At 38.3% G+C, this 24224-nt stretch carries 27 protein-coding genes and 3 tRNA genes; 13 read left to right on the top strand and 17 right to left on the bottom strand.

Annotated elements, in window-relative coordinates:
- Positions 1 to 158: 158 nt before the first annotated feature.
- Positions 159 to 1952: a fatty acyl-AMP ligase gene (locus I4641_RS04300; RefSeq protein WP_229639232.1), complete on the bottom strand. Its 1794-nt coding sequence runs from the start codon at positions 1950 to 1952 to the stop codon at positions 159 to 161.
- A gap of 74 nt (positions 1953 to 2026) precedes the next feature.
- Between I4641_RS04300 and I4641_RS04295 the strand changes: the two genes are divergently transcribed.
- Both I4641_RS04295 and I4641_RS04290 read left to right on the top strand, forming a co-directional pair.
- On the top strand, positions 2027 to 3121 hold the full coding sequence (locus tag I4641_RS04295) for an inositol-3-phosphate synthase (protein ID WP_229639231.1): 1095 nt from the start codon (positions 2027 to 2029) through the stop codon (positions 3119 to 3121).
- 256 nt (positions 3122 to 3377) lie between these two features.
- Positions 3378 to 3794 (top strand): tellurite resistance TerB family protein, encoded by a 417-nt coding sequence (locus I4641_RS04290; RefSeq protein ID WP_229639230.1) that lies wholly within the window; start codon positions 3378 to 3380, stop codon positions 3792 to 3794.
- 33 nt (positions 3795 to 3827) lie between these two features.
- Here I4641_RS04290 and I4641_RS04285 read toward each other — a convergent pair whose 3' ends face one another.
- Both I4641_RS04285 and I4641_RS04280 read right to left on the bottom strand, forming a co-directional pair.
- The gene (locus I4641_RS04285) at positions 3828 to 4118 is read right to left on the bottom strand and encodes a hypothetical protein (protein WP_229639229.1); all 291 of its coding nucleotides are present in this window, start codon (positions 4116 to 4118) and stop codon (positions 3828 to 3830) included.
- 126 nt (positions 4119 to 4244) lie between these two features.
- Entirely contained in the window at positions 4245 to 4394 is a 150-nt protein-coding gene (locus I4641_RS04280) for a hypothetical protein (protein WP_229639228.1), read from the bottom strand.
- A gap of 197 nt (positions 4395 to 4591) precedes the next feature.
- Between I4641_RS04280 and map the strand changes: the two genes are divergently transcribed.
- Complete coding sequence (map, locus tag I4641_RS04275; protein ID WP_229639227.1) at positions 4592 to 5449, top strand: type I methionyl aminopeptidase; 858 nt, start codon at positions 4592 to 4594, stop codon at positions 5447 to 5449.
- A gap of 64 nt (positions 5450 to 5513) precedes the next feature.
- Here map and I4641_RS04270 read toward each other — a convergent pair whose 3' ends face one another.
- From I4641_RS04270 to I4641_RS04260, 3 genes are read right to left on the bottom strand one after another with little or no spacing between them, the layout of a single operon-like run.
- Positions 5514 to 5936, bottom strand: coding sequence for a ferredoxin (locus I4641_RS04270; RefSeq protein WP_229639226.1), 423 nt, complete (start codon positions 5934 to 5936; stop codon positions 5514 to 5516).
- Positions 5936 to 6322: a DUF1257 domain-containing protein gene (locus tag I4641_RS04265; protein WP_229639225.1), complete on the bottom strand. Its 387-nt coding sequence runs from the start codon at positions 6320 to 6322 to the stop codon at positions 5936 to 5938. The genes I4641_RS04270 and I4641_RS04265 overlap by 1 nt, the downstream gene beginning before the upstream one ends.
- Positions 6323 to 6375: 53 nt before the next feature.
- Entirely contained in the window at positions 6376 to 6585 is a 210-nt protein-coding gene (locus tag I4641_RS04260) for a DUF2997 domain-containing protein (RefSeq protein ID WP_369426719.1), read from the bottom strand.
- A gap of 383 nt (positions 6586 to 6968) precedes the next feature.
- Here I4641_RS04260 and bioU point away from each other — a divergent pair, with 383 nt between their 5' ends.
- Complete coding sequence (bioU, locus tag I4641_RS04255; protein WP_229639223.1) at positions 6969 to 7970, top strand: (S)-8-amino-7-oxononanoate synthase BioU; 1002 nt, start codon at positions 6969 to 6971, stop codon at positions 7968 to 7970.
- A 91-nt stretch (positions 7971 to 8061) separates the two neighbouring features.
- On the opposite strand, the gene I4641_RS04250 is transcribed toward bioU, so the two are convergent.
- The 6 genes from I4641_RS04250 to I4641_RS04225 form a co-directional block, all read right to left on the bottom strand.
- Positions 8062 to 9054, bottom strand: coding sequence for an Npun_F0296 family exosortase-dependent surface protein (locus tag I4641_RS04250; protein WP_229639222.1), 993 nt, complete (start codon positions 9052 to 9054; stop codon positions 8062 to 8064).
- Between the two features lie 276 nt (positions 9055 to 9330).
- Entirely contained in the window at positions 9331 to 9687 is a 357-nt protein-coding gene (locus I4641_RS04245) for an NAD(P)H-quinone oxidoreductase subunit M (RefSeq protein WP_229639221.1), read from the bottom strand.
- Positions 9688 to 9789: 102 nt separating this feature from the next.
- Positions 9790 to 10299, bottom strand: coding sequence for an inorganic diphosphatase (locus I4641_RS04240; protein WP_229639220.1), 510 nt, complete (start codon positions 10297 to 10299; stop codon positions 9790 to 9792).
- 174 nt (positions 10300 to 10473) lie between these two features.
- Positions 10474 to 11403, bottom strand: a complete 930-nt coding sequence (locus tag I4641_RS04235) for an RluA family pseudouridine synthase (RefSeq protein ID WP_229639219.1) — start codon at positions 11401 to 11403, stop codon at positions 10474 to 10476.
- Positions 11404 to 11420: 17 nt separating this feature from the next.
- Entirely contained in the window at positions 11421 to 11951 is a 531-nt protein-coding gene (locus I4641_RS04230; RefSeq protein WP_229639218.1) for a COP23 domain-containing protein, read from the bottom strand.
- 196 nt (positions 11952 to 12147) lie between these two features.
- Positions 12148 to 14406 carry an amino acid permease gene (locus tag I4641_RS04225; protein WP_229639217.1) on the bottom strand — a complete coding sequence of 753 codons (2259 nt, stop codon included), beginning with the start codon at positions 14404 to 14406 and terminating at the stop codon, positions 12148 to 12150.
- A 167-nt stretch (positions 14407 to 14573) separates the two neighbouring features.
- On the opposite strand from I4641_RS04225, the gene rpsO reads away from it, so the two are divergent.
- The 6 genes from rpsO to I4641_RS04195 all read left to right on the top strand — a co-directional run bounded on the left by rpsO (position 14574) and on the right by I4641_RS04195 (position 19896).
- Entirely contained in the window at positions 14574 to 14843 is a 270-nt protein-coding gene (gene rpsO, locus I4641_RS04220) for a 30S ribosomal protein S15 (RefSeq protein WP_229639216.1), read from the top strand.
- A 16-nt stretch (positions 14844 to 14859) separates the two neighbouring features.
- A complete protein-coding gene (locus tag I4641_RS04215; RefSeq protein ID WP_229639215.1) occupies positions 14860 to 15387 on the top strand; it encodes a PAM68 family protein in 528 nt (175 codons plus the stop codon).
- Between the two features lie 111 nt (positions 15388 to 15498).
- The gene (gene aroF / locus I4641_RS04210; protein ID WP_229639214.1) at positions 15499 to 16554 is read left to right on the top strand and encodes a 3-deoxy-7-phosphoheptulonate synthase; all 1056 of its coding nucleotides are present in this window, start codon (positions 15499 to 15501) and stop codon (positions 16552 to 16554) included.
- 105 nt (positions 16555 to 16659) lie between these two features.
- Entirely contained in the window at positions 16660 to 16986 is a 327-nt protein-coding gene (locus I4641_RS04205) for a DUF3082 domain-containing protein (RefSeq protein WP_229639213.1), read from the top strand.
- Positions 16987 to 17169: 183 nt separating this feature from the next.
- A complete protein-coding gene (locus tag I4641_RS04200) occupies positions 17170 to 19359 on the top strand; it encodes an OmpA family protein (protein WP_229639212.1) in 2190 nt (729 codons plus the stop codon).
- 18 nt (positions 19360 to 19377) lie between these two features.
- Complete coding sequence (locus I4641_RS04195; protein ID WP_229639211.1) at positions 19378 to 19896, top strand: Rab family GTPase; 519 nt, start codon at positions 19378 to 19380, stop codon at positions 19894 to 19896.
- Between the two features lie 2 nt (positions 19897 to 19898).
- Here the strand turns inward: I4641_RS04195 and I4641_RS04190 are convergent, their stop codons facing one another.
- The 4 genes from I4641_RS04190 to I4641_RS04175 all read right to left on the bottom strand — a co-directional run bounded on the left by I4641_RS04190 (position 19899) and on the right by I4641_RS04175 (position 22108).
- Entirely contained in the window at positions 19899 to 21500 is a 1602-nt protein-coding gene (locus I4641_RS04190) for a TROVE domain-containing protein (protein ID WP_229639210.1), read from the bottom strand.
- Positions 21501 to 21626: 126 nt separating this feature from the next.
- Positions 21627 to 21754, bottom strand: a tRNA-OTHER gene (locus tag I4641_RS04185).
- A gap of 25 nt (positions 21755 to 21779) precedes the next feature.
- A tRNA-Ile gene (locus I4641_RS04180) sits at positions 21780 to 21908 on the bottom strand.
- Positions 21909 to 21978: 70 nt separating this feature from the next.
- Positions 21979 to 22108: transfer RNA gene (locus tag I4641_RS04175), tRNA-OTHER, on the bottom strand.
- A 145-nt stretch (positions 22109 to 22253) separates the two neighbouring features.
- On the opposite strand from I4641_RS04175, the gene I4641_RS04170 reads away from it, so the two are divergent.
- From I4641_RS04170 to I4641_RS04160, 3 genes are read left to right on the top strand one after another with little or no spacing between them, the layout of a single operon-like run.
- Positions 22254 to 22922: a hypothetical protein gene (locus I4641_RS04170; protein ID WP_229639209.1), complete on the top strand. Its 669-nt coding sequence runs from the start codon at positions 22254 to 22256 to the stop codon at positions 22920 to 22922.
- A gap of 2 nt (positions 22923 to 22924) precedes the next feature.
- Positions 22925 to 23254: a hypothetical protein gene (locus I4641_RS04165; protein ID WP_229639208.1), complete on the top strand. Its 330-nt coding sequence runs from the start codon at positions 22925 to 22927 to the stop codon at positions 23252 to 23254.
- A gap of 2 nt (positions 23255 to 23256) precedes the next feature.
- Positions 23257 to 23535, top strand: a complete 279-nt coding sequence (locus I4641_RS04160; protein WP_229639207.1) for a GIY-YIG nuclease family protein — start codon at positions 23257 to 23259, stop codon at positions 23533 to 23535.
- Positions 23536 to 23640: 105 nt separating this feature from the next.
- Here the strand turns inward: I4641_RS04160 and I4641_RS04155 are convergent, their stop codons facing one another.
- The gene (locus tag I4641_RS04155; RefSeq protein WP_229639206.1) at positions 23641 to 23886 is read right to left on the bottom strand and encodes a hypothetical protein; all 246 of its coding nucleotides are present in this window, start codon (positions 23884 to 23886) and stop codon (positions 23641 to 23643) included.
- Positions 23887 to 24224 lie beyond the last annotated feature (338 nt).

Below are 24224 nucleotides of genomic sequence, written 5' to 3'. Positions count from 1 at the left end.
AATTTAGCAACCAATTATAGCTCAGATTCATTTTATAAATGCGATCTAAAATAAGTACGGGTTTAGTTTCAACGAAGCTCGCGGAGCGATCGCTTTAGATAAAACTAAACCCGTAAATTTTATAAATAGCCCTCTTTTTTACCCAAATGAATATATGTTTATTCGCTAAAAAACTGTCCTGCTAAGTCAGTAATATCAGTTTCGGGAATTTCTGATTGTTGCCATTGCGCTACTGTATTTAAACTTCCATCGAGAAACATACTTTGACAAGCACGTCGTTGAATTTTACCGCTAGAAGTTTTAGGAATACTGCCCGTTTTTAGCAAAGCTACGGCAAAGACATTAGCTAGGTTTTGTTCCCCTACCGCTAGACGAATTGCCCCGATAACTTCTTCCCCATTCAGCTTGCGCAGATCTGTACGATTGATTTCGTGAGCGATAACTAGTTGTTCTTCTCCTCCAACTTCTACGCTAAAGGCTGCACCGTGATTGGGACGTAAAGCAGGATGGCAAGTTTCTACTGTCTCTTCGATATGTTGGGGATAGTGATTGCGCCCCCAAAGAATCATCATGTCTTTGATCCGCCCTGTGATATAAAGCTCTTGGTTTTTAATAAAGCCTAAATCCCCTGTACGTAAATAGGTTTTAGCGGGATTATCGGCTAAGGTTGCTTTAAAGGTGGACTCTGTTTGTTCTTCTCTTTGCCAGTAACCAACACCAATACCTTTTCCTCTCGTCCAAATTTCCCCTACTCTGTCATCCGCACATTCAACTTTAGTTTCTGGATCGACAATCATAACTTCATCTCCCAACCAAGTATGACCGCAACTAACCGCAGCTTTGGCATCGGGATGATCTGCTGCAACAGTTATAATCTTGTCTTGAGTTAAAGCTTTCCGATCCAAATAAGTGATCGTAGGATATTCTGAGGCATCTATCCCCGTGACGAATAATGTGGCTTCAGCCATTCCATAACAGGGATAAAAAGCTTCTTTTTGAAAGCCACAAGGTCTATATAGTTCGGCGAATTTCTCCAAGGTTTCTGCTCTTACGGGTTCTGCACCACTAAAAGCTACTTGCCAACTACTCAAATCCAAACTAGCTTTTTGCTCGTCAGTGACTTTTTGACATAATAAATCGTAAGCAAAATTAGGCCCTCCGCTAGTAGTTATTTTATATTTGGATATGGCTTGCAACCAAAGAAAAGGCTTCTGGGCTAAAGCGATGGGGGACATCAATACCGCAGGTAATCCTGCATAAAGGGGTTGCATTACACCACCAATTAATCCCATATCATGAAACATGGGCAGCCACATTAAAATTCTAGTGTCGTCGTGATGTCCAAAAGATTGATAAATCACTTCGGAATTGTGGATAATATTGCCATGAGTGATCATGACTCCTTTTGGTTGTCCTGTCGAACCAGAAGTATATTGCAAGTAAGCCAAAGTATCTTGATTAATATCTGGTAATTGCCATTTATCTGCCAAATTTAAGTCAACTTTGTCTGTAGCGATCCAGGGTAAAGCTTTTAGCTTCAATGCCATACCAGGATGAGATATTAACTGTCCCTTAACTCGGTCAACAAATTCTTGGGTAGTTAAAGCGATCGCAGCTTGACAATCGATAATACGGTCTTGATACTGATTGAGGGATTTTATATGTTGTCGGGGATAGTCAGTAACGGCAACAACTCCAGCATAGAGACAGCCCAAAAAACTAGCGATAAATTCTAACCCAGCAGTGTAGGGATAAACTAACAAAGCGCGATCGCCTGGATTGACTTTGGTTAATAATTGAACGGCGATCCCTTTTGCTTGGAGGTCTAATTCTGCGTAGGTACAGCTACCCGATTCATTTTCACCATCAGCTAAAAAAGTATAAGCTATTTCCTGGGGTTGGCTTAGAGATCTATCCAATAAAATATTTACTATGGTGGAATTATTTACCATTCGTTTACTATTCTTTAAACAATGACTGTAAGATTTCCCTATAATGTAGTCCAATAATGGAGGAAGGTTAAATCGTGGGGAGCATAAAAATTGCAATCGTAGGGATAGGTAACTGTTCTAGCTCGCTTATCCAAGGAATTGAATATTACAAAGACAAACAGCCATCAGATGCCATCGGCTTAATGCACTGGGATATCGGGGGCTACAAGCCTTACGATCTAGAAGTAGTCGCTGCTTTTGACATTGACCAACGTAAAGTAGGAAAAGATGTTGCTGAGGCTATTTTTGCTCCTCCCAACTGTACGACTGTTTTTTGCGAAAGCGTCCCTCATACAGGGATTACAGTGGAAATGGGAGCTTTGCTAGATGGGGTTGCAGTCCACATGAATGGTGCTGATGAAAAATACACTTTTGTCGTGAGCGATCGCCCTGAACAATCAAAAGAGCAAATTGTCAACAGTCTCAAGCAATCTGGTGCAGAAGTTTTAATTAATTATCTTCCCGTGGGTTCCCAAGAAGCAGTGGAATTCTATGCAGAATGTGCTTTGGATGCAGGCGTTGCTTTTGTTAATTGCATTCCTGTATTTATTGCCAGTCAGCCATTGTGGGCGGATAAATTTAAACACCACAATATTCCCATTATTGGAGACGATATCAAATCTCAATTTGGGGCTACTATCAGTCATAGAACTTTAGTAGATTTGTGTAAGAAACGTGGAGTCAAAGTCGAGCGTACTTACCAGCTAAATACGGGTGGAAACACAGATTTTCGTAATATGCTCGATCGCACTCGCTTGGATTCTAAAAAAGAATCAAAAACTGAAGCGGTACAAGGAGTAATTGCCAAACGTCTTGAATATGAAGATATTCACGTAGGTCCTAGTGATTATGTACCTTGGCAGAAAGATAATAAAGTGGCATTTATCCGTATTGAAGGTAAATTGTTTGGCGATGTTCCCATGAATTTGGAAATGAGACTTTCTGTGGAAGATTCTCCTAATTCTGCTGGGGTAGTAATTGATGCTGTTCGCTGTTGTAAAGTAGGCTTAGATAGAGGAATTGGCGGGGTATTAACCGCACCTTCTGCTTATTTTATGAAGCATCCCCCCCAACAATTTACGGATGATGAAGCTTATCAAATGACTGAAGTATTTATTAACGAAAAGTAATAATTACTAATAATCACAAGTTTGATTAAGGAAGTTAGATTGAACCCGATCGGGCGACCCTAACTTCTTTGGTTTTTTTGAGTTGATAAATCAATATAAGTTTGGTGGTGATATAAAGAAAAAAGTATTTTTTTGAAATTATTTTGATTTTCTATAAGAAATTCAGATCCTGCTGCTTGGATATTTTTATTCTTTTCTAAGATTTAGATAGTAATACATTAACTAAATTACATTAAATTAAATTAAATAGATAACTATGTCTCAACTAGCCAAAAGTAACGATCGAGACTTATTTAAAATCTTAGTAGCAGTAGCCTGGATTGATGGAGAAATTCAATCGCAAGAAAGAGAGTTTTTGACCAAAATAGCAGCAGAACATAATTTAGAATTGCCAGAAGATTTATTAACCACTCGTCAATTGGCCTCAACTGATCGATGTTATGACTTATTAAGAGAATATTTAGGTTCGGATCCTACTACAGAAGACTATGAGAATCTACTGTCAGCCGTTAGCACTTTGATCTATTGCGATAATGATATAGCTACAGCAGAAGCTTCCCTATTAACTAAAATGCAAAATCTCGATCCTCGCGATCGCGGAAATAACTCTGCTTTTAATAAATTGATTGCTAAAATTCAAAAACTCTATCAAAAAGGGATCGACAGCGTTTAATCGATTAATAATTTCTTACTTGTATAATTAAGTCTATTTATTAAGCATTCTACTGGCTTCAGTAGGTTTTAATCTTTGAATGTCTTGAAAGTTTTCTACCTGTTTTAAATGACCTCTGGCTTCAGCATAATTACTAATACGGATTAAAACCATATTTTCATAAACTGGATCTTCTGGTTCGACAATTTCTAAAAAAATCTCTTGTAGCTTTTTACTCTCAATATCATTTTCCAAATATCTTAAAAAAGCTTCTCTCTTCCACTGACGCACTGTTACCAAGCCCCATTGTCCAGAAATAGCAGGGGATATATCGGTAGTTTCCATATATTCTTTAAAAAGTTGCTAGCAATATTCAAGCACAAATCAACTAAGGGATTGTGCTTTTTTACAATACTGCTATTTGGTATGGAATACCTCAACCAATTTCGCTTCAAACTAAAAAAGTTGCAATTAATTAAAAGTGCGATCGCTTTGTACTGATTCAATTACTTGATCTGCTAGGGAAAAAGGAAGTTCCTGATGATGGGATGTGATGCCATGTCCAATTCCTGCTACCAAACCTAAAATTGAGGGAAGTATAAATGATGTCAAGTTCTTCATTAATATCTTTGCTTGCTTGCTTTACTCTAAGATGGCAGCACTAAGAGATATATTTTGTAGCTAAACTTACTAAAACTCAACAGAAGTTAATTATTGATGCGTTTTATACATTGTTTTAATTAAACAATTGCAAATAAAACAATTCTGTTGAACGATATACTTTTTGTAGATATTAAAAAAGCTATTTATTTTGTTTAATGAATATTCTAAGCGATCTTCTTTTTCCTAAATCCAAAAACAAACTAGATTCCGAAACATCTAATGGACTTCCTATATTAGATCGTAACCCTCGTGGTATTCATCTCAAATCTGCCCCAGAAATTGAGAAAATGCGCCGTTCGGGGAAGATTGTCGCCACAGTGCTTAAGGAAATCCAAAATATAACCAAACCAGGGATGACAACCGCCGATCTCGACGAATATGCCGAACAAAGAATCAGAGAAATGGGAGCAACTCCCAGTTTCAAAGGTTATTATGGCTTTCCTGCTTCTATTTGCGCCAGCATTAATAATGAAGTCGTACACGGTATTCCCAACCCGAAAAAAGTAATTCGTCGCGGTGATGTTTTGAAAGTAGATACGGGTGCTTTTTGTGACGGGTTTCATGGCGACTCCTGTATAACTATTGCAGTGGGGAAAGTGTCCCAAGATGCAGCTAAATTGATTCGAGTAGCGGAAGAATCTTTATATAAGGGTATAGAACAGGTTAAAGCAGGAAATCGTTTACTAGATATTGCAGGAGCGATCGAAGACCACGTAAAAGCCCACGGTTATAGTATAGTAGAAAATTATACGGGACACGGCGTTGGTAAAAATCTCCACGAAGCACCATCCGTATTTAATTACCGAACTAAATGGATGCCCAATGTAAAGTTAAAAGCAGGAATGACTCTGGCGATCGAACCTATTCTTAATGCAGGTTCTAAACATACTAGAATATTGCGCGATCGCTGGACAGTGGTGACAACAGATAATAATTTATCGGCACAGTTCGAGCATACTGTATTGGTAACTAAAGACGGCTGTGAAATTCTAACAGATAGAAACTTTGAATAAAAAGTACAACAACCCCGATTGCTTTATACCATCGGGTTTACACAATACCTATCATTCCAATCGATTAAGATTCCTCGCGCTTTTTTTTCTGATCGATTAGCGATCGCCTCATATTAGGCGGAATTGCCAAACTTTGAATTACTTGATACTTGCGATCGCTTTCCATTTGCTTGAGTTTAGTGTAGTCAAGCCAATGAATGCAGTTTACAGGACAAGTATCTCTAGCCTCTTCCACTAGTTCTTCTGTATCGCCGTCTTGGTTGAATACCCTGGCGCGTCCATGATCTGGTTCGATATAAAAGGTATTAGCTGCAACGTGGGTACAGTGTTTGCAGCCAATGCAGATATTTTCATCCACATATACTCCTTTTTGTCGCCATACCCCACCCAACTCTGGTTCAAAACCAGTTTTTTCGGCAGCATTCCGCAGAATACCGCCCAATTCTGGCTCAAAACCGCTTTTCTCAGTAGGAGAAAAATCGGACATTAGGCACTCCAGCGTTGAACGACTAGACGAATCGAACCATCTTCTTTATTTTGTTGTTCGGTGATATTAAATCCTTGGTTGGCAGTTTCATTAACTACAGTATGGTAAGCATAGCGTTGAGTTACTTGACGCAAGAAACCCTCTACGGTAAGAGGCTGTTGCCAATATTGTAAGTCTGCTACTAATTCGTATTCGCCACCATTCCAACTAAAACCAAAATCATAGTTATTAGCCTGTTCTACTACCACATCAGCCTTGTTGGTTTGTCCTTTGTAGCCTCTAACAATCCCAGGGCCATTTTTCCAATCTACACCTAAATCGTTAAGAGCAGATTTTAAAGAATCTAAATTACGAATTTTTGTTTTGATATTGCTGAAATGTGACATATAAGTTCCTTGGTTTAATTGAAAGAGAAATATTGTAAAAATTTTCTGTTAAATTACCAATCGCTATAGTTACTCTGGGTAGCTACAGTGGTTGATTGGGTTGTGTTTTGAGCGTAATAGTCGGCATTTGTTTTTTGGTCCACCACTACACCCAACTGGGCTTCTATTGCTGCTGTCACCTCTTGACAAGACGAGCCAACAATTCCTGTAACTGTTTCTTTTACCCTGCCATCGGGATAAATGATGAATTCTAATGTTTCCATTGAATATGCGCCACATCGTTTGTTTGACATTAACTAACTGCGATCGCTTGAAAACTAGAGATTAGTTTACAGAATCACGCTTTTTTTGTTATATCGCTGTCTATATAGATATTTTGAGCGATTGCCTTATTAATATGAAAATCTTATCAAAATTTAATAATAGATAGGTACTTTACTATCACATATTTTAAGTTTTCCGTAATTTACGTATAGAGTCAAGAAAATCGACCAAGTTAAAAATATTTTTTTAATAAAAAGACACAATACTTAAAAATAATCTATGAATAAATTTGCAATTAAAGATAATTTTTGATTTATTTAATTTTATTGAACCCACTACCTCAGATAATAAAATCTGTTATGTGTTGAAGTTAAAGCTAGAAATGATTACAAACAAAGTAGGTAATCCGATTAGAGTCGGTGTTTTGGGTTTTGGCGGTTTGGGACAAGCAGCAGCCAAGATATTAGATCCCAAGGGGGAGATGCTTTTAGTTGCAGTAGCCGATCGACAAGGTTATGTATACGATCCTGCTGGGATCGATCTAGATAGTGCAATTTCTACCTATCACAGCAGTAATTCTGTAGGACATTTAGAAAGTGGTGGTACTCTCAGTAGCCATAGTATTAAAGATCTAATTGATCGTGCCGAAGTGGATGGATATTTTTTGGCTTTGCCTAACCTACCCAATACTTTTATGGCAGATGTAGCCAAAGAGTTTATTGCATCTGGATGGAAAGGGGTATTAGTGGATGCCTTGAAGCGTACTAGCGCAGTGGAACAACTATTAGAATTACAATCAGAATTACAACAAGCTGGAATTACTTATCTAACAGGCTGTGGTGCAACTCCTGGCTTATTAACCGCAGCAGCAGCAGTAGCAGCACAAAGTTTTGCTGAAATTCACACCGTTAAAATTACTTTTGGGGTGGGTATTGCCAATTGGGAGGCTTATCGAGCCACAATTCGCGAAGATATCGCTCATATGCCAGAATATGATGTGGAAACAGCAAGAGCAATGACGGATCGAGAAGTTGCAGCTTTGCTAGATAAAACTAACGGTATCATCTCTCTAGAAAATATGGAACACGCTGACGATATCATGCTGGAATTGGCTGGTATTTGCGATCGCGAGCGCGTTACAGTTGGTGGTGTAGTGGATACTCGCAATCCGAAAAAGCCTTTAAGCACCAACGTCAAAGTCACTGGACGTACTTTTGAAGGTAAAATCTCCACCCATACATTTACTTTGGGAGATGAAACTAGTATGGCAGCAAACGTATGTGGTCCTGCATTTGGTTATCTTAAAGCGGGAATGGCATTAAACGATCGTGGTATTACTGGTTTGTTTACCGCAGCCGAAATTATGCCTCAGTTTGTTAAATAATTAGTTTATAGAGAAAAGCGATCGCATTTATAGTTGCGATCGCTTTTTTAATTTATATTGATATATTGATATTAATTTCACAACCAAATATTTAGTCTGGTGAAGCAATAACAGTTATGTCTACAGTTCCTTGACTAGTTGCACTTTTACCATCTTGAACGGTATAAGTTAAGCTAAATCCACCAGGAACAGAACCCGCAGTATAAACGATTTTATTGTCTTCGATGACGGCTTGTCCTCCAGAAAAGGCAGCACTCACATCAATCAAAGTTAATTCATCCCCATCCGCATCAGTATCATTAGCCAATACGTCAATATTAATTGAACTTAAGATGCTGGTGGTGACACTGTCGCTATTGGCAACGGGAGCATTATTGGGAATAATCTCACCTCTAATTTTTTGTTCGATAGCTGAAAAAGTATGATTATCTGATTCAAATGCCGAACCACCTTCTGTTAAAGTAGCAAAGACAATTTCATCATAGGCAGTATCTTCTCCGAAAAATACATTAACAAAAGCAAAAGGCTCGTTTAAATGTCCAGTATCTTGACCATTGTAGGCAGGATTTCCATGATAAACTTCCGAGTTAACCGTACCTGAATCATTAATAAAGTTCACTAAGTCAGAAGTTTTAAATGATGCAACTTCTTCACCATCGTTTTTAAAAGTTATTTGATTGTAAGAATCTCCTGCCGACCACCAAAAACCAAAATATTTTTGATCTTCACTAACATTTAATTTATAGTTTCTAATAGATTCTAATACTTGTTGAGTAATAAATTTTGAACTATTTGCACCACCCCATTGATCTGCATCTTTTATTTCTAAATAATTACTGTATGAGTAGCTTGTATTATTATTAGTTATGTTAAAGGGGTTTGTCCCATTTTGATGGTTGAAATCGACAACAAAATACTCATTTGCATTTTCTAATTGAGGAGTTTGAACTTCTGGTGCTTCAATAGTTACCGTAATCTTCTTAGGATTAGATTCATTACTCAAAGCCTTTTGTGCATAAATAGTACTCCCTAATCCAGCAATTAAAGCACTGCTAACTAGAGTTTTAAAAAATTTATTATTCATAGTTTTGATTTATATAAAAAAATGTATTTTGTGTGTATCTATATAGATGCTAACACTTACAAAATTAATTGTTATCGTTTAAAATACCGATTAATTATATAAAGCAGTTATCAAGTTATTGATGGAATAAAAAAGTTAAATAAAGAAAATAAAGAAAGTGGTTTTAATTTTTGTTTAACCGATCTTAGTATCCGTACAAACACTGTTATTGAATCAAAAAAGCGATCGCCTTGAAAAGCGATCGCCTTGATTTTTCCAAATAAGTAATTGACAATACTAACGATACTTCGCTTCCGTATCGGGGCTTTCCATGCGAGGTAAACCCATACTATAGTTACGGACTCTAGCACCCAAGTTGTAGCTAATTTCGCCTCCCAGCAACAGAGAGCGAATAAAGTGTTCCAAATCCGAACCTATAAGACGCAGATTGTATTCACTCAGATCTTCGCCATTATTGTTTTCTACCAATTCGTCAAACTTCCGATATACCTTTTGTAGAGTATCTTCACTCCACTTAAACTCGTTGTCAGGATCGATATCTAAAGTCAAAACATTGTCACTAGGGATTAATTCGTTGTCTTGAACTTCTGCACTATAAATACGAACGTGGCGGGTAGTAGATTTGACCAGCATATTGATACTTTTTAAAGATTATTATATAAGATTACTTGGCAGGACAAAGAATAAAACAATATTTTTGTAGCCTACCAAATAAATTCACACTATTTACTTATATTACTTATAAGCTTTGATGCACTCTTCCACTAAAGGCTTGACTGCATCTACGTCTTTCCAACCGAGGATTTCAGTTTCTTTCTTTTCCAAGTTTTTATAAGTTCTAAAGAATTCTGCAATCTCTTCTAAACGGTGAGGCGCAATATCTTTGAGAGAATGAACTTCATTGTAACGAGGATCTTCTGCGGGAACACAAAGAATTTTTTCATCGCGATCGCCACCGTCGATCATTTCTAGCATACCAATTGGTCTGGCTGCAATTACACAACCAGGGAAAGTAGGTTCATCCATCATTACCATACCATCTAGAGGATCTCCATCATCAGCTAGAGTATTGGGGACAAAACCATAATCAAAAGGATATTGAACCGAAGCAAAGAGTACGCGATCTAAAGCAAAAGCGTTCATATCTTTGTCGAATTCGTATTTGTTTTTACTTCCGCCAGGAATTTCGATTAAAACGTTAATTATGCCAGCTTTAGGCTGTGCTGGAATCAAGGATAAGTCCATGAAATACTCCCAATAGTAAATAGGTTAACTAAAAACAATGATTTATACCCAGAAGGATAATTCTTCTCAGGCTAGTGATTAATTAAAGTCAAATAAGACTTAATAAAACCGCCATGAAGCATTCTACCCGATCGAGAAACCAAATCTAGCATGAATTCTGGACTATCTAGCTATTTAATCGTCCCAATTGTCTGGTGTGGAACACTTGAAATTTTGCTTTTGTTGCGATCGCGGATGAATGAATGATAATTGATAGGCGTGGAGGAAATAACCGCAATCTCCTGGTACGGGTATAGATTGAGTCTCTTTTGTTATGGGTGCAAAAGTTCCCCCTGCTATATATAACGGATCTCCTACGAGGGGATAGCCCGCCGCTGCCATATGGATTCTGATTTGATGAGGACGACCAGTAAAGATAGTTACTTCTACTAAGGTGTGGTTGGGGTAACGCTCGATTACTTTGCTTTGGCTATGGGCGTATTTACCCCGATCTGTTGCCCCATAGAGATAGCCTAATACTGGATGGGAAATTTTGCCGATGGGTTGTTCGATGGTAAGGCGATCGCTTATTGAATTTTTTTGCACCAGAACGCGATATACTTTATTAAGTTGGGGGGTGTCTTGCCCTATGGTACTGCGACGCATTTGTCGAGCAAGACTGGATTTACCTAAAGGAGATCGTCCCAATAACATTAATCCAGAAGTACCCCTACCCAAACGATGAATGGGAACGGGTGTATCCTGGGGATATTTTTGTTTCAATAAAGAGAGCAAAGTATGCTCTAAAAATCCTCCTCCTGGCATTACAGGCAATCCAGAAGGTTTATTGATTACTAGCAAGTCTCGATCTTCATACAAGACTTCAAAGTGCAAGGGAACTTCGGGTTCTCTCCAAGGCGATCGATGATAAATTAAATTATCGCCAGCTTGAAGAATAGTATCTGAACTAACAACAATGTTGTTGAGCAAAATTTCCCTCGATTCGATTCTGACTTGCCATTGCTCTTGACTGGAGTGACGATATTTTTGCGTGTAATAATCTAAGATCGTTTTTCCCGCATCAACGTCTTTAACTTGATCGCGGTAAATCCAGCCATTATTCATGGGAATGCTTTCCCCAACTATTCACTCCAATTGAGAAACAACTCCATATTGACGTAGGTTTCTCCGTTAACCTGAGATACGACAGATTCTGGCTTATCGGCACTAGAAAGGTGAATTGGGCCACTTGCAGCCCACACGCGACGATCTAAAATTTGAACCAATGCCCGATTAGCATCCGTACCTGGCTTGAAAGTAACCAAAAGTCCATCAGGCAAACAAGAACCACCTTTATAGGCTGCCACGCATAAAGCAGGTAAATTATTAATCGTTTCTGCTTTGATGTACTTTAATGTCCCGTTGTTGTGAAACTGTTTGAATCGATTAGAAACAATCTGACACCGTTGTTCGGGAGTAAAGGGAGGGGGAAAAGAACGATCCGTCCATCTAATTAAAGGAATCGAACCTCTTTCTGTCATTACAGTGGTAGACATTTGATTCGTATCACAAGCAAAGCGATCGTTCGCCACGGCAGATTCGACACCAGTAGCGATCGCGATCGCATTTAAGCTCAATCCGAGCATAATTTGTGCTATCAGGTTTCGTTTCATGGTTCTTTCTACAGGGTAGTGATTTTATAAGTATAAATATAATAGAAGTAGGTATTATCTATATTTTCTTTAATACAGTTTTTATTTCAAACATACTTCCTTTTTTATTATATCTACTAATAATGTATTTTTGATCTCATCAGATCGATATCTTGGTCAATTACTCACTCCTCGAAAACAAATATTTGCTCGAAAATTATTCGTTCAAAACCTGACCAATGGCAAATTCAGGAGCAGCTAAAACAAAGATAGTAGAAGGTAAATTTGTAACTCTAGCTTGTAATTTTTCATAGTATTCAGTGAAATTTTCTGATGGTTCTGCCATGCCCAAAAAGATCAAATCAGCATTACGAGAAGACTGCTGCAAAATTTCATCAAAAGAACGACCTTCAGCAACTATTACTTTGGGTATAACATCAATGCGGAGGTTTTTACTCAGTTCGTTGAGATTATCTTTAGCAGCAGCAGCAGCATTGAGATCTGCAACCACCAACTTCATATAAATTTTGGCATTGCGCCAATTAATATCAGTGCGCAGCAGATATGCCAACAACAACATTAAACTACCGTTAGATTGCATTCCACCCCACCAGACATCAATACTGCGACGGAAACCAAAACCTTGCTGTTGATTTTCATGAAAGACAACTAAATTACGTTTACTGGCATGAATTTCGGCGATCGCATTACAAAAGCTAGCTCTCCGTTCTGGTTGTTCGCTATCGCCCAATACTATCGTATTAGGAACTAATGGACCCAAACCATAAGTCTCTACCAGCCTTACCGCACCTTCAAAAGGATCTTTAGCTGTAACTACCCTGACTAATGCTCGTACTCCTCTTTTTTGAAGATAATCACGAATAGTTTTTTCTAGGTTTAGCTGTTGCTTGAGATCGCGAGAACCACTAGGAAGTACGCTAGATACGGTCATCAAACTACGATTGTGACTAAAACCATCGGCTAATTCAATCAAAGACCAGCGTTTTTGAGGTGCGCCCGATAATACCAAAATATGAGGTCGCCAATTCTTAGTATCGTCTTGTTCTTCTATCTGAAAAATCCCCTGACTAATCAATGCCATCCACATTCCTCGACGGACATCACCCCAAGTAGTTTCTAATTCTCTGCGCTGTAGCCAAATATAGATACCCGAAACAACGATCGCAGCACAGACAGTAGCAAAGGCATCGATCAAAAACATGACTCCCAAACAGCCAATTGCACCCAAAAGGGATAATGACCAATGCACCCGAAAGCTAGGACGAAAAGAGGGACTTTGTAAAAATCCTTCAATGGCAGCGGAGACATTTAAGACTAAATAGGTAGTCAAAAAGAACATCGATAAAATCGGCGCAATTAGGTTCAAATCTCCAACACAGACTGCTGCAATCGCAATTCCCAAACTAAACCACGTACCATTGCGGGGTTCGTCATCTTTGCCGTGTCCCTTGCCTAAAAAGCTAAATAAGGGAGGCAATACCCCATCTCTAGCTAGGGCTTGTAAGACTCTTGGCGCGCCTAAAATACTCCCAATCGCACTACTAAGGGTTGCACCCCATACTCCTAGTAGCATAGTGAAACCAAAGCCTTTTAATGCCGTTTCCTGCATTACAAAAACATTGGAGTCAATCAAGTTGACAGAATCAGCCCGCATCGCTAAAAAGATCGGCAGCAACATATAAATGACATAACCCGTTCCCACCGCTGCTAATGTTCCTGTGGGCAAAGACTTGACAGGATCTTTTAAATCCCCTGACATATTAACTCCCGCCATAATGCCCGTTACCGCAGGAAAAAATACGGCAAACACCGTCCAAAAAGGCAAGGCTGTTTCTGGAGGTGCAGAAAACATCTGGGGGTCGACACCAGGAAGAGGACTACCCAGGATAAACGTCAACAAAGAAATGGCGATCGCCGCCATAATAAAATATTGAGCTTTGATTGCCAATTCGGCAGAGGTTACGGCTAAAATACCAACTAAAACAGTAGTGATTAGGGCTACATAGGTCTGATTTAAACCAAAATCCTGAAAATTAATACTTAAACCAAAAATATCGATTTTAGCTCTGACCAAACTTTCGGCAAAACCAATGGTGTAGAGTGCTACCGATACCGCTTGGGCAAAATAAAGAGATATACCTACTGCTCCACCAGTTTCAATACCCAAAGAGCGACTGATCATATAATATGCGCCACCTGCTCTGACTACTTTATCAGTAGCGATCGCACATACCGACAAAGCTGTCAGGAAAGTAATTGAAGTCGAAATAGTTACAATTACCAGGGTGCCGATTAATCCAGCATTGCCTACCACCCAACCGAAGCGGAGGTACATAATGACCCCCAAGATGGTTAAGATCGAAGGAGTAAAAACGCCACCAAATGTACCCAACCCCGAAGACTGGGGAGGGGGAGAGACAGTAGATATGGAATTAGGATCGGGGGATGATTTCACTTTTGAATAGATGCTTTTTTGATTAGAGCTTGCTTATTATTACAGATTAAAAACTATCCGTTGTGATTATACCTTCAGTTTTTGCTGGCGATGAAAGATTTAAAAAATCGGTGGTAATATAATAGTTTGCAGTCCAAATATATCCAGACAATCTAGACAAAAGTAATATGACTCTGACTCAACAGCGCAAGCAAGAATTAATGACCGAATATCAAGTTCACGAAACCGATACTGGTTCTGCTGACTTACAAATCGCAGTTTTGACTGAAAGAATTAATCAGTTGACTACTCACCTAAAAGCTAACAAAAAAGACCACTCATCTCGTCGCGGTTTGCTCAAAATGATCGGTCGTCGTAAAGGTCTTTTGGCTTATATTCAAAGAGAAGACTTCGAACGCTATCAGAAATTGATTGCTCGTCTTGGCATCCGTCGTTAATTATTTGCTCAAATTCATGCCATCAGATTCTAAACGGGGTCGTTTACCATTTGAACCCCGTAATAATAATAAAAAAGATAAGAAGAAAAAAGACTCCCCCGAAACTGCATCCGACTTAACGGATACTTCGATTAAACAGCCGAAGAAAGCTACTCCTGTAGCTGCTAAAAGCAAGAAAAAATCAAAGTCTACTCCTCGAAATTCTCGTCGCAATTCCAATCTTTCCGCAATTCCCGATGTAGTCAGCAAACGGATGGGAAAACGGATGGCGGTGTTTTGTGGTATCCCATCTGTATTGGGGATGTCTTCTCTGTTTATTTTTTATTGGTTAAAAATAAAAGAAGTTATCGAATTACCTCCCTACGTTGCTTTAGCCGTTTCTTTTGGCTTTTTGGGGTTGGGAGTTTTGGGCTTGAGTTACGGTCTTTTTTCCGCCTGTTGGGACGAAGATCGTGCGGGTACTCTTATGGGTTTTAATGAATTTAAGGTCAACCTGGGAAGGACTAAAGACGCTTGGAAAGCATCTAAAAATGCCGATGGTTAAGGCGATCGAGTTTGATAAGTCTTAATGAATTACGAAAAGGCGATCGCAAACGATCTAAAATTGACTACCATAACTGATATGTAACTTAGCAATAATTTTGGGTTATTCATCATGATTGTAGTAATGAAAGTTGGTTCTCCAGAGCAAGAAATTCAGAGAATAGAAGCAGAATTACAGGAATGGGGACTAACACCAGAAAAAATCATCGGCAAACATAAAGTTGTCATGGGGTTGGTGGGAGAAACAGCATCCCTCGACCCGATGCAACTCAAAGAAATTAGCCCCTGGATTGAAAATGTCTTGCGAGTAGAGAAGCCTTACAAAAAAACCAGCTTAGAATATCGCAACGGCGAGCATAGCAACGTTACTGTCTCTACTCCTAGTGGCGATGTTACCTTTGGGCAAAAGCATCCTGTAGTAATCATTTCGGGGCCTTGTTCGGTAGAAAATGAAGAGATGATTGTCGAGACGGCAAAAGCAGTCAAAGCTGCTGGGGCGAGTTTTTTGCGCGGTGGTGCATACAAACCTCGTACTTCTCCCTATTCTTTCCAAGGTCATGGCGAAAGTGCCTTAGAATTATTGGCTGCTGCGAGGGATGCTAGCGGTTTGGGGATTATTACCGAAGTGATGGATACTGCCGATGTCGATAAGGTGTCAGAAGTAGCCGATATCGTTCAGGTAGGGGCGAGAAATATGCAGAATTTCCCCTTATTAAAAAAAATCGGCGCGCAAGATAAGCCTGTATTCCTCAAGCGGGGGATGTCGGCAACTATTGATGATTGGTTGATGGCAGCAGAATATATCTTGGCTGCGGGTAATTCTAACGTGATTTTGTGCGAGCGAGGAATTCGCACCTTTGACCGCAAATATGTCCGCAATACTATCGATTTGGCAGTAATTCCCGTATTGCGCTCTCTAACTCATTTACCCATCGCCATCGACCCCAGTCATGGTACGGGGGTAGCTAGTTATGTTTTACCTATGGCAAAAGCTGCGATCGCAGCAGGAACAGATTCTTTAATGATCGAAGTCCATCCCAATCCTGCTAAAGCTCTTTCTGACGGACCTCAATCTTTAACTTTTGATGCTTTTAATCATTTAATGGGAGAATTAAGTGTCGTAGGTAATGCTGTTGGTCGCTGGTGGAAACCCCGCGTAACCATCTAAAAAAATAGGGAATAAGTAAAGTATGTGTCTAGTCGCTTTAGTCTGTGGCAGATTCCTTGTTCCCTATTGAGATAATTATCTATTGAATTTTACTCAATCACTTTTATGAAAGATACATTAAAAGAACCTGTTGCTAGTAGCGATAGCGAACTAGAATCATCTCAAAAAGCAACTCCTCTACGTTGTTTTATTGCTTCAATTATTTCTGGAGTTTTTGCTTTCGGTTTGTATTTATTATTTAGCTCCATAGTGCAAACCTATGCCACCAAAACCATTACTTCTAACAGTGCTATTGCAATTAATTTAGCTTCTGCGGTCAGAACTTTGGTAATGGGGACAGTAGCATTAGCAACGGGAGTTTTTGGGATGGTTGCGATCGGCATCTTTCTGTTGGGGATTCAATTAATGATTCAAAACTTCAAAAAGGCGTGAGACGTATCTTGATGCTTTTTTTTAAAAGCTCAAAGAAGATGAAGAAGAGTTCTCTCAAATTGGCACTTTTGCTAGTAATTTATCATACTTATTCTAGAAGAGCCAACTAAATTATTTAATCTCTTAAAGTTAAAATTGTATTTCACATTCAGTTGAAATATATTGAAATTGTAGAACTGTATTATGAATTCTTCTTCAGATAATATTTCATCTTCAGCTCAAAATTCTGATTCAAAATCATCCAATATCAATCCAATTGATAATTTACTTGATGTTTTATTGGATTCAGAATCATCTGAATCGGAAGTATCTTTGGTGCAGAATGAAACAGATATTGATCGAAATAGCTCTCAATATCCCGATATAGAAGTTGAAATTGAAGAACAAGAACAAGACATAACTTTAAAACAAGCAGTAGAATACGAAGCATTTTTACGACAAACGACGGCTTCAGAAACGAATGAATCAGAAAAATTACAAATCGATCAAACCCAGGCTGGTTTGATCGAAAAATATGCAGAGATTTTAGAAATAGAGACAGAATCAGCATCAACTGAAGACTTAGCAGATGCTGTAAACAATTTGATTCCGTTGATTGTAGAATTACTCAAATATAAAATTGATGATTCTCAAGAAACAATTTTAGAAGCGGTAAGCCAAATAACAGAACAGATTATAGAAAGACGTTTTAAAAAAGAACCACAAAAAATGGCGGCAGCGATCGCCAAAATTTTGCCGTCAGCTATTACGGAAAAAATCCATTTTTCTCCTGAAGAAATAGCTAAAGCGATCGCACCAGAATTAGCTTTGTCAATCAAAGAACAAATTCGCCTCGATAAAAATGCCATATCAGAAGCTTTGGGTTCGGAGATGGGAAAAGCGATCAAAACCCAAATTGAAGTAGAAAAAGATGCGATGGTAGACGCTCTTTATCCTGTAATTGGCGACACTATTTCTAAATATATGGTAGAAGTAGTTCAAGAGATCAATCGCAAAGTAGAAAGTACCCTTAGTCCAGAAGGATTTAAACGTAAATGGCAAGCCAGGCTTAGAGGAGTATCAGAAGCGGAACTGATTTTACAAGAATCTGTCGGTTGTCGAGTACAAGCCATCTTCCTAATCGATAAAGATTCTGGTTTAATTATTCAAGAAATACAAAAGCAAAATGTAGGAAAACAAGGCTTAGACTCGGATATGCTAGCAGGAATGCTAACCGCCATTCGTAGCTTTGCTAATGATTGTATTGTGTCTGGTTCGGAGTTAGACAGCATTGATTATGGAAACTGGCAAATTCATTTAGAAGTCGCAGGATATTGCTATTTAGCAGTAATACTAAAAGGTGAACCAAATAAAAACTTCATTGCTAGGGTTCGACGTATTTTCGGAGAAATTATTTTAGATTATGGCGATGAAATCTCTCAATTTGAAGGAGATTTAGAAACTGTTCCTACTCCAATTAAGCCTAAGCTAGAAGAGTTATTTGAGGCGGAAGATAATCTCAAACAAAAATCCTCATCATCCCCCACCGCACTTTTGTGGTTATTGGCGTTTATCTTGGCATTGATTTTAATTCCTTGGGGTATAGTTAGTTATCGTTCGCGAGTTGCCCAAAATATCCAACAAGTAACAGCTATTCAATTAGATGCTGCGCCAGAATTATCGGTATATCGTCTCGAACCGTCTGTAAAGCAAGGTAAGCTGATCGTACGGGGTAGAGTACCCAGCGAATATTTACGCGATCGCGCGGTAGCAATTACCCAAAAGATCGCCGATCGCCACAATCTTCAGTTCAATAATGAAATCATAACGGTGAATGTTCCTGTTAGTCCTAGTTTACTCACAGGAGAAATAGCTAGGTTAACCGAACTATTCAATCAACAGCCAGGAGTGGCTATTAAAACCAATTACCAATCTAAAAGTCTCTCTATAAGAGGGTTTATTCTCGATAAAAATCAGCAACAATCTATTTTAAAAGCATTCTCTCGAATACCAGGAATAGATCGAACCATCATAGATGTTGCCAACCAATTACCTACAATCGAAGAACGAATTTATTTTGAGAGTGCTGCCAATAGAATAAATGTTGGAGACAATGCTAGTAAAATTAAATCGATCATCGAATTTTTGGATCGATATCCCGAACTTAATTTGAAGTTACTTGCCATCAATGATGGAGTAGGTTCGAGAAAAATCAATCAAAACCTAGGAATGCAACGCTGTTCTAACTTTAAAGATGCTCTAATAGCAAAAGGTGTCGATTCATCTAGGTTGATAACTGATTGCGAGCCATATCGTACTTTTACAAGGCAAAAGGAGGGTTCGATTCAGTTAACTCGCTATATTGAATTGGAGCCATTTATTCCCGCCAAATAGTCTCATAAAAATTAAGAAATGTCAACAATTACCAAAAAAATTTGTTTACTAGGAAATTTTAATGTCGGCAAAACCAGTTTGATCAGACGTTTTGTTGAAAATAAATTTAGCGATCAATATTTATCAACAGTGGGAGTTAAAATATCCCGTAAATCTATCGAGATCGAAACAGAATTAGATCTTCATCAAATTAATTTAATGGTTTGGGATCTAGAAGGTAATACTAAATTTAAACCAATTACCCCCAGCTATCTTAAAGGTGCTAGTGGTTCGATTATTGTTGCGGATCTAACTCGTGTTAGTACTTTAGAGAATATCAATCAGCATGCAGATCTTTTCTTGAAAATTAACCCTCAGGGAACTATTGCGATCGCTCTTAATAAAGCCGATTTAGTCCCTCAAGAAAAGTTAGATCGGCTTTTAGAAAACTATGGTTGCTACGACAATTCCCAAATACTCAGCACTTACCCCACATCCGCTAAGACAGGAGATAATGTAGCTGAAATATTTAGGAAGTTATCCTACAGCATTATCTAATACTAAATATCGCCACTCGCTATCATTTGAATCAAGCGAGGAATACCAGGATCGAAACCAGCTAAATCCCAAGAATTATTATCTTGAGGATCTACTAAAGTGATGTTGTAAGGAGCAAGAGTAACATAGACAGCTTTAGCTTTAGGATTAACTTTTTGGCGGTATTCTTTTAAAGCCCAGGAGGGGTGTTTTCTTCCCGCCCAACTTTCATTATCCGTCCAAAAACAAATTACGTCTGCGTTGAACTTGTTCTTAATCGCCCAATCATAAGCCACACTGGCATCTGTACCACCAAAGTTACGGTTGCTGGCTTTTTTCAGTGCAGAACGGAAAGAATCGCGCTTGCTAATCTCTAGATCGATAAATTTAGTAGAAAAACCGCGAATAGCATAGTTTTTCTCTGCTTTTGCCGTAACTAATGCCATCGCCGTCGCAATCTCGCAACAGTTTAAACCGACAGATTCAGCAACATATCCTGACATCGAACCAGAAATATCTACTGCATGAAGAAATACTTTATTAGTAGGTTGGACTACTTCAAAAGACATTTCTAAAGCTTTTTCTAAGATATCCACGATCCGAGGTACGGGAGTCCAAGTTTTCCTACTTCGTCCAACTTTACCACCGCTGGCATAAGTTTTTAATGCCTTAAGGACATCAATGGGATGAATGCGTCCTTTGCGTAGATATTTGCGGTTGTTTAAAACACATTCTAGACGATCTAAATTATCGATCGCATCAACTCGCAATACTCCTAAATCGGTTAACGAACCCAAGTTACGCAGCATTGCACCAATAGGCATCGTATCAAACAACAGTTGCCATGCTTGGCAATCCATATTGCCCACAGGGGCAGCCATTTCATGAGTTAGTCTACCTTCAGCGATCGCTCTATGGGTTTCTTCAGGATGGCGTTTTAACCACTCATACCACCAGATTTGCTTAGTTGCTTCTGAGGGAACTTCTGCGGGCAATTCCGTCCAACCATTAACCACCCAATTGTAAAGGCGATCGTGTTCCTCGCTAACAGGTTTTACATGAAATAATCTCAAAGCATCGCGGTTGCTAAAACCATGACGTTGTTGGTATTTCAACAATTGATAAGCCAAACCTTTGACATCTTCTCTAGATAGCCACGCCGTACCTACCTGTTTGATTACCTTACCAAAACCACGCATAGATTTGGTGTAGCTCAACCATTCATAGAAATGACTTCCAGTACGGACAACTTGAGGGAAAATCTCAATAAAAGCTTGCTTCGCTTCGGAACTATCACCCATAGAAAGCAATACCAAAGCCAGAATTGGCGCGCTATTGTTAATAGATCGCCCGTCACTAGCATAAACAATTTCTTTGGCTACTCTTTGATGATCTAAGGCGATCGCTTCTTTTACCGTATCAACAAAATCATCGGTTAATTCTCGTTTACCAGCGTAGTAAGTACTATTAGCAGTACCAATTAGTAGACAACGACTAAGAGTTTGCCAAATACCCGCCTCAAACATATAACCACCAGAGCGACCTTGAATCATTTCTGATTCCCGTCCAGGAATAGCTTTATTTTGAGGTGTTTTATTTTTATTAGTGAAAAATTGGTAATTCATTATTACCTCCAGCCTTTTCAGGCAAAATAGTGAAAATTAGTTTAGTTATTGTTTAACTAAACAGGGGATGAAGCAGGACTCGAACCTACATTTTCCAATTGATAACCCTCAATCGTTAATATTTTGTGCAGTGGGCGGGAGTCGAACCCGCGAATAGCGAAACCCATTAAGATAACCCTCAATTCTTCGACCCTTACGGATAAGATTATGAACAAGGAGACTTTATCGCTGCCTTACCACTTGGCTACCACTGCATGATTAATTCAATTTACTTGGATTTGGTGCAACGGGCAGGAATTGAACCTGCGTCCTGCCGATTATGATTCGATAACCCTAAGCTCTGCGACCCCGACGGATAAGATGTGAACAAGGATGTTTTTGCTGCTCTACCAACTGAGCTACCGTTGCATGGCTAATTACAGATTTTTGCTTGATTGTTTGATCTTTATCATTTGTATTATTTTCTCTTCTTCTAAGTTGGTGCAGCGAACGGGATTTGCACCCGCGTCTCCCGCGTTAAAGGCGATAATCCTATATTCTTCGACCCCGATGGGGTAAGTTGTGAACAAGGAAGAATAAGGTGTTCTAGGCTGCTAAACTATCACTGCTTCTCGATTACTTTTGTAGTGTATACAATTTAAAAAGTTTTTGCAACACTAATGTAATATTTGTTTTCAAAGTAGCGATCGCGATCGCAATAAGCGTTAAGCTTAAAAAGCTACATTAGTATCACACTAAACACGTTTTATTCTGATGAACAATAATGAGAGTATAGATCCTCGCGATAAAATCGATAAAATAAAAATAAATAATCTAGAGAACCTTTATCAAATTAAAGACGAAAATGGTCAAATAATTGATTATGAAACAGCTAGTGGAAGAGAGCTTTTCAATCATTATCGTCATAATATGACCAATTACGATGAAGTGCTAGATGATATTCGTGAAGAACAAGGTCATGTCAAAGGATATCAGCAAAAGAGAGCTGCAATAGGAGCAGCAGAACAAGTATTAGGCAAATATCGAGAGGAACACACAAAGGTTGTTAGAGACAGTCAAATTAAAGGAAATATACTCAAGAGACTTCTAGAAAAAGCAAAAGTAGGGACAGCTTCCCAGTTAGTTGCCTTGCTTGATAATTGGTCTGAAAGAATTAAAGATATTGGTAAATTAGAGAACAGTCAAAGATCACTACAAACTTGGAACGACACTTATAGAGTCCAGAGAGAATTAGTTAAAAAGCTTCTCCAAGAAGCAGATATTGATCCAGAAGTTATAGTGCAAATTAATACTATATACAGCACTCGTTCGGTTAACAAAGCTGTAGAAAAAGGCTGCGATATTTTTGATTTAGAGAAATCAGAAGTATTAAAGATAGTTAAAAAGGCAATTCGATACGCTAAATTAGCCCAACAAGATTAATTATGAAACTCACAGAAATCAAACAAGAAGTTTATAGTCTTACTTGTACTAAGAACACTAAGCAATTAAAAAGAGAAAGGTCAGATTTAACTACCAAGAAGGATTTGCGATATAAGTCTCATTGGACGGATATTTTAAATAAAATAAATTTGTTAAGAGAACAAGCTTTGGATCTATCTCTCAAAGATTTAGAAGAATCAGAAAAAATGCTCAAAGAATCTTTATTTGCGATAGGTCGTTTATCAGGACTAGATAATAATAAAATGGAGGGTGATTGGCAACGCATTCAATTAGAGGCTCAGTTTGCAGATATTCATATTGAACAGTTGTAATCATGACACCAATAACTGATTTACAAAGCTTACCTAAAATAAGCGGAATCTATAAAGTTATAGATGCTGATAATAATGTTTTGTATATTGGACAGGCTAAAAATATTTATCTTCGCTGGAATAATGGTCATCACAAACTTGGCAAAATTATTGCTAGATGTGGTTTAGATGCATATATTGTCTGGGTTCAAATACCAGAATGGCTATTGAATAGGGCTGAAAATGCTGCGATCGCATTTTATCAACCTCCTCTGAACATGAAAAATTCTCCTATTGTTTAAACGTAGAATTAATACTCATACTTAAACTACTTTGAAACTCGCCAATAATAAAAATACTTGTGACGAGTTTTAAGTCTATTGAATTGATTTAAAGTCAGACTAGGATCAGCCATTCATAATTTGGACTAATTCTCTTAGATTTGACAGAGCGGCTTCTAAAAACTCATCTCGGTTTTTTTCATAGGATTCCAGTAAAATTTCAGTCCTTTTCCAGTCTTGCTCGGTTTTGCTACTTTTAATATTGATATCCCAAAGAATATTGGTTAACTCTCTAGAGCGAGATACTTGCTCCAAATTATCAATAGCACTTATGATCAGCGCCCACAATCGTTCTCTGTCATGATATGTCACAGCGTTTTGTCTCCATACTGGCTTATTTCAGATAAGTGAAATTACCCAAGAAGGGTTATTGGTTTAACTCTGATAGTTTTTTGTTTAGCGGAGCTTCATGCTGTTTTTCTATCAAATTCAAGGATATTTCACCTAAGTCATGGCTATGCTCAGATATTCGAGATATTTATACTGCTATGGTTAGATATTTCCTTTACTTCATCAAATCGTTACATTTATGAAGTTAGCTTATTGTAACAAATTTTGTCGGTTTTGTGTTTGTTTATTAATACATAAACATTTCAAGTATTTCAGCATCAAAACTCCGAAACAGTAAATAGCCAAAGATCTTTAAACCG

The organism is Waterburya agarophytonicola KI4, from assembly GCF_020640915.1.
GTDB classification, from domain to species: Bacteria; Cyanobacteriota; Cyanobacteriia; order Cyanobacteriales; family Xenococcaceae; genus Waterburya; species Waterburya agarophytonicola.
Note: the sequence above shows the minus strand (reverse complement) of the source record. Positions and strands in the feature narration are given on the sequence as shown.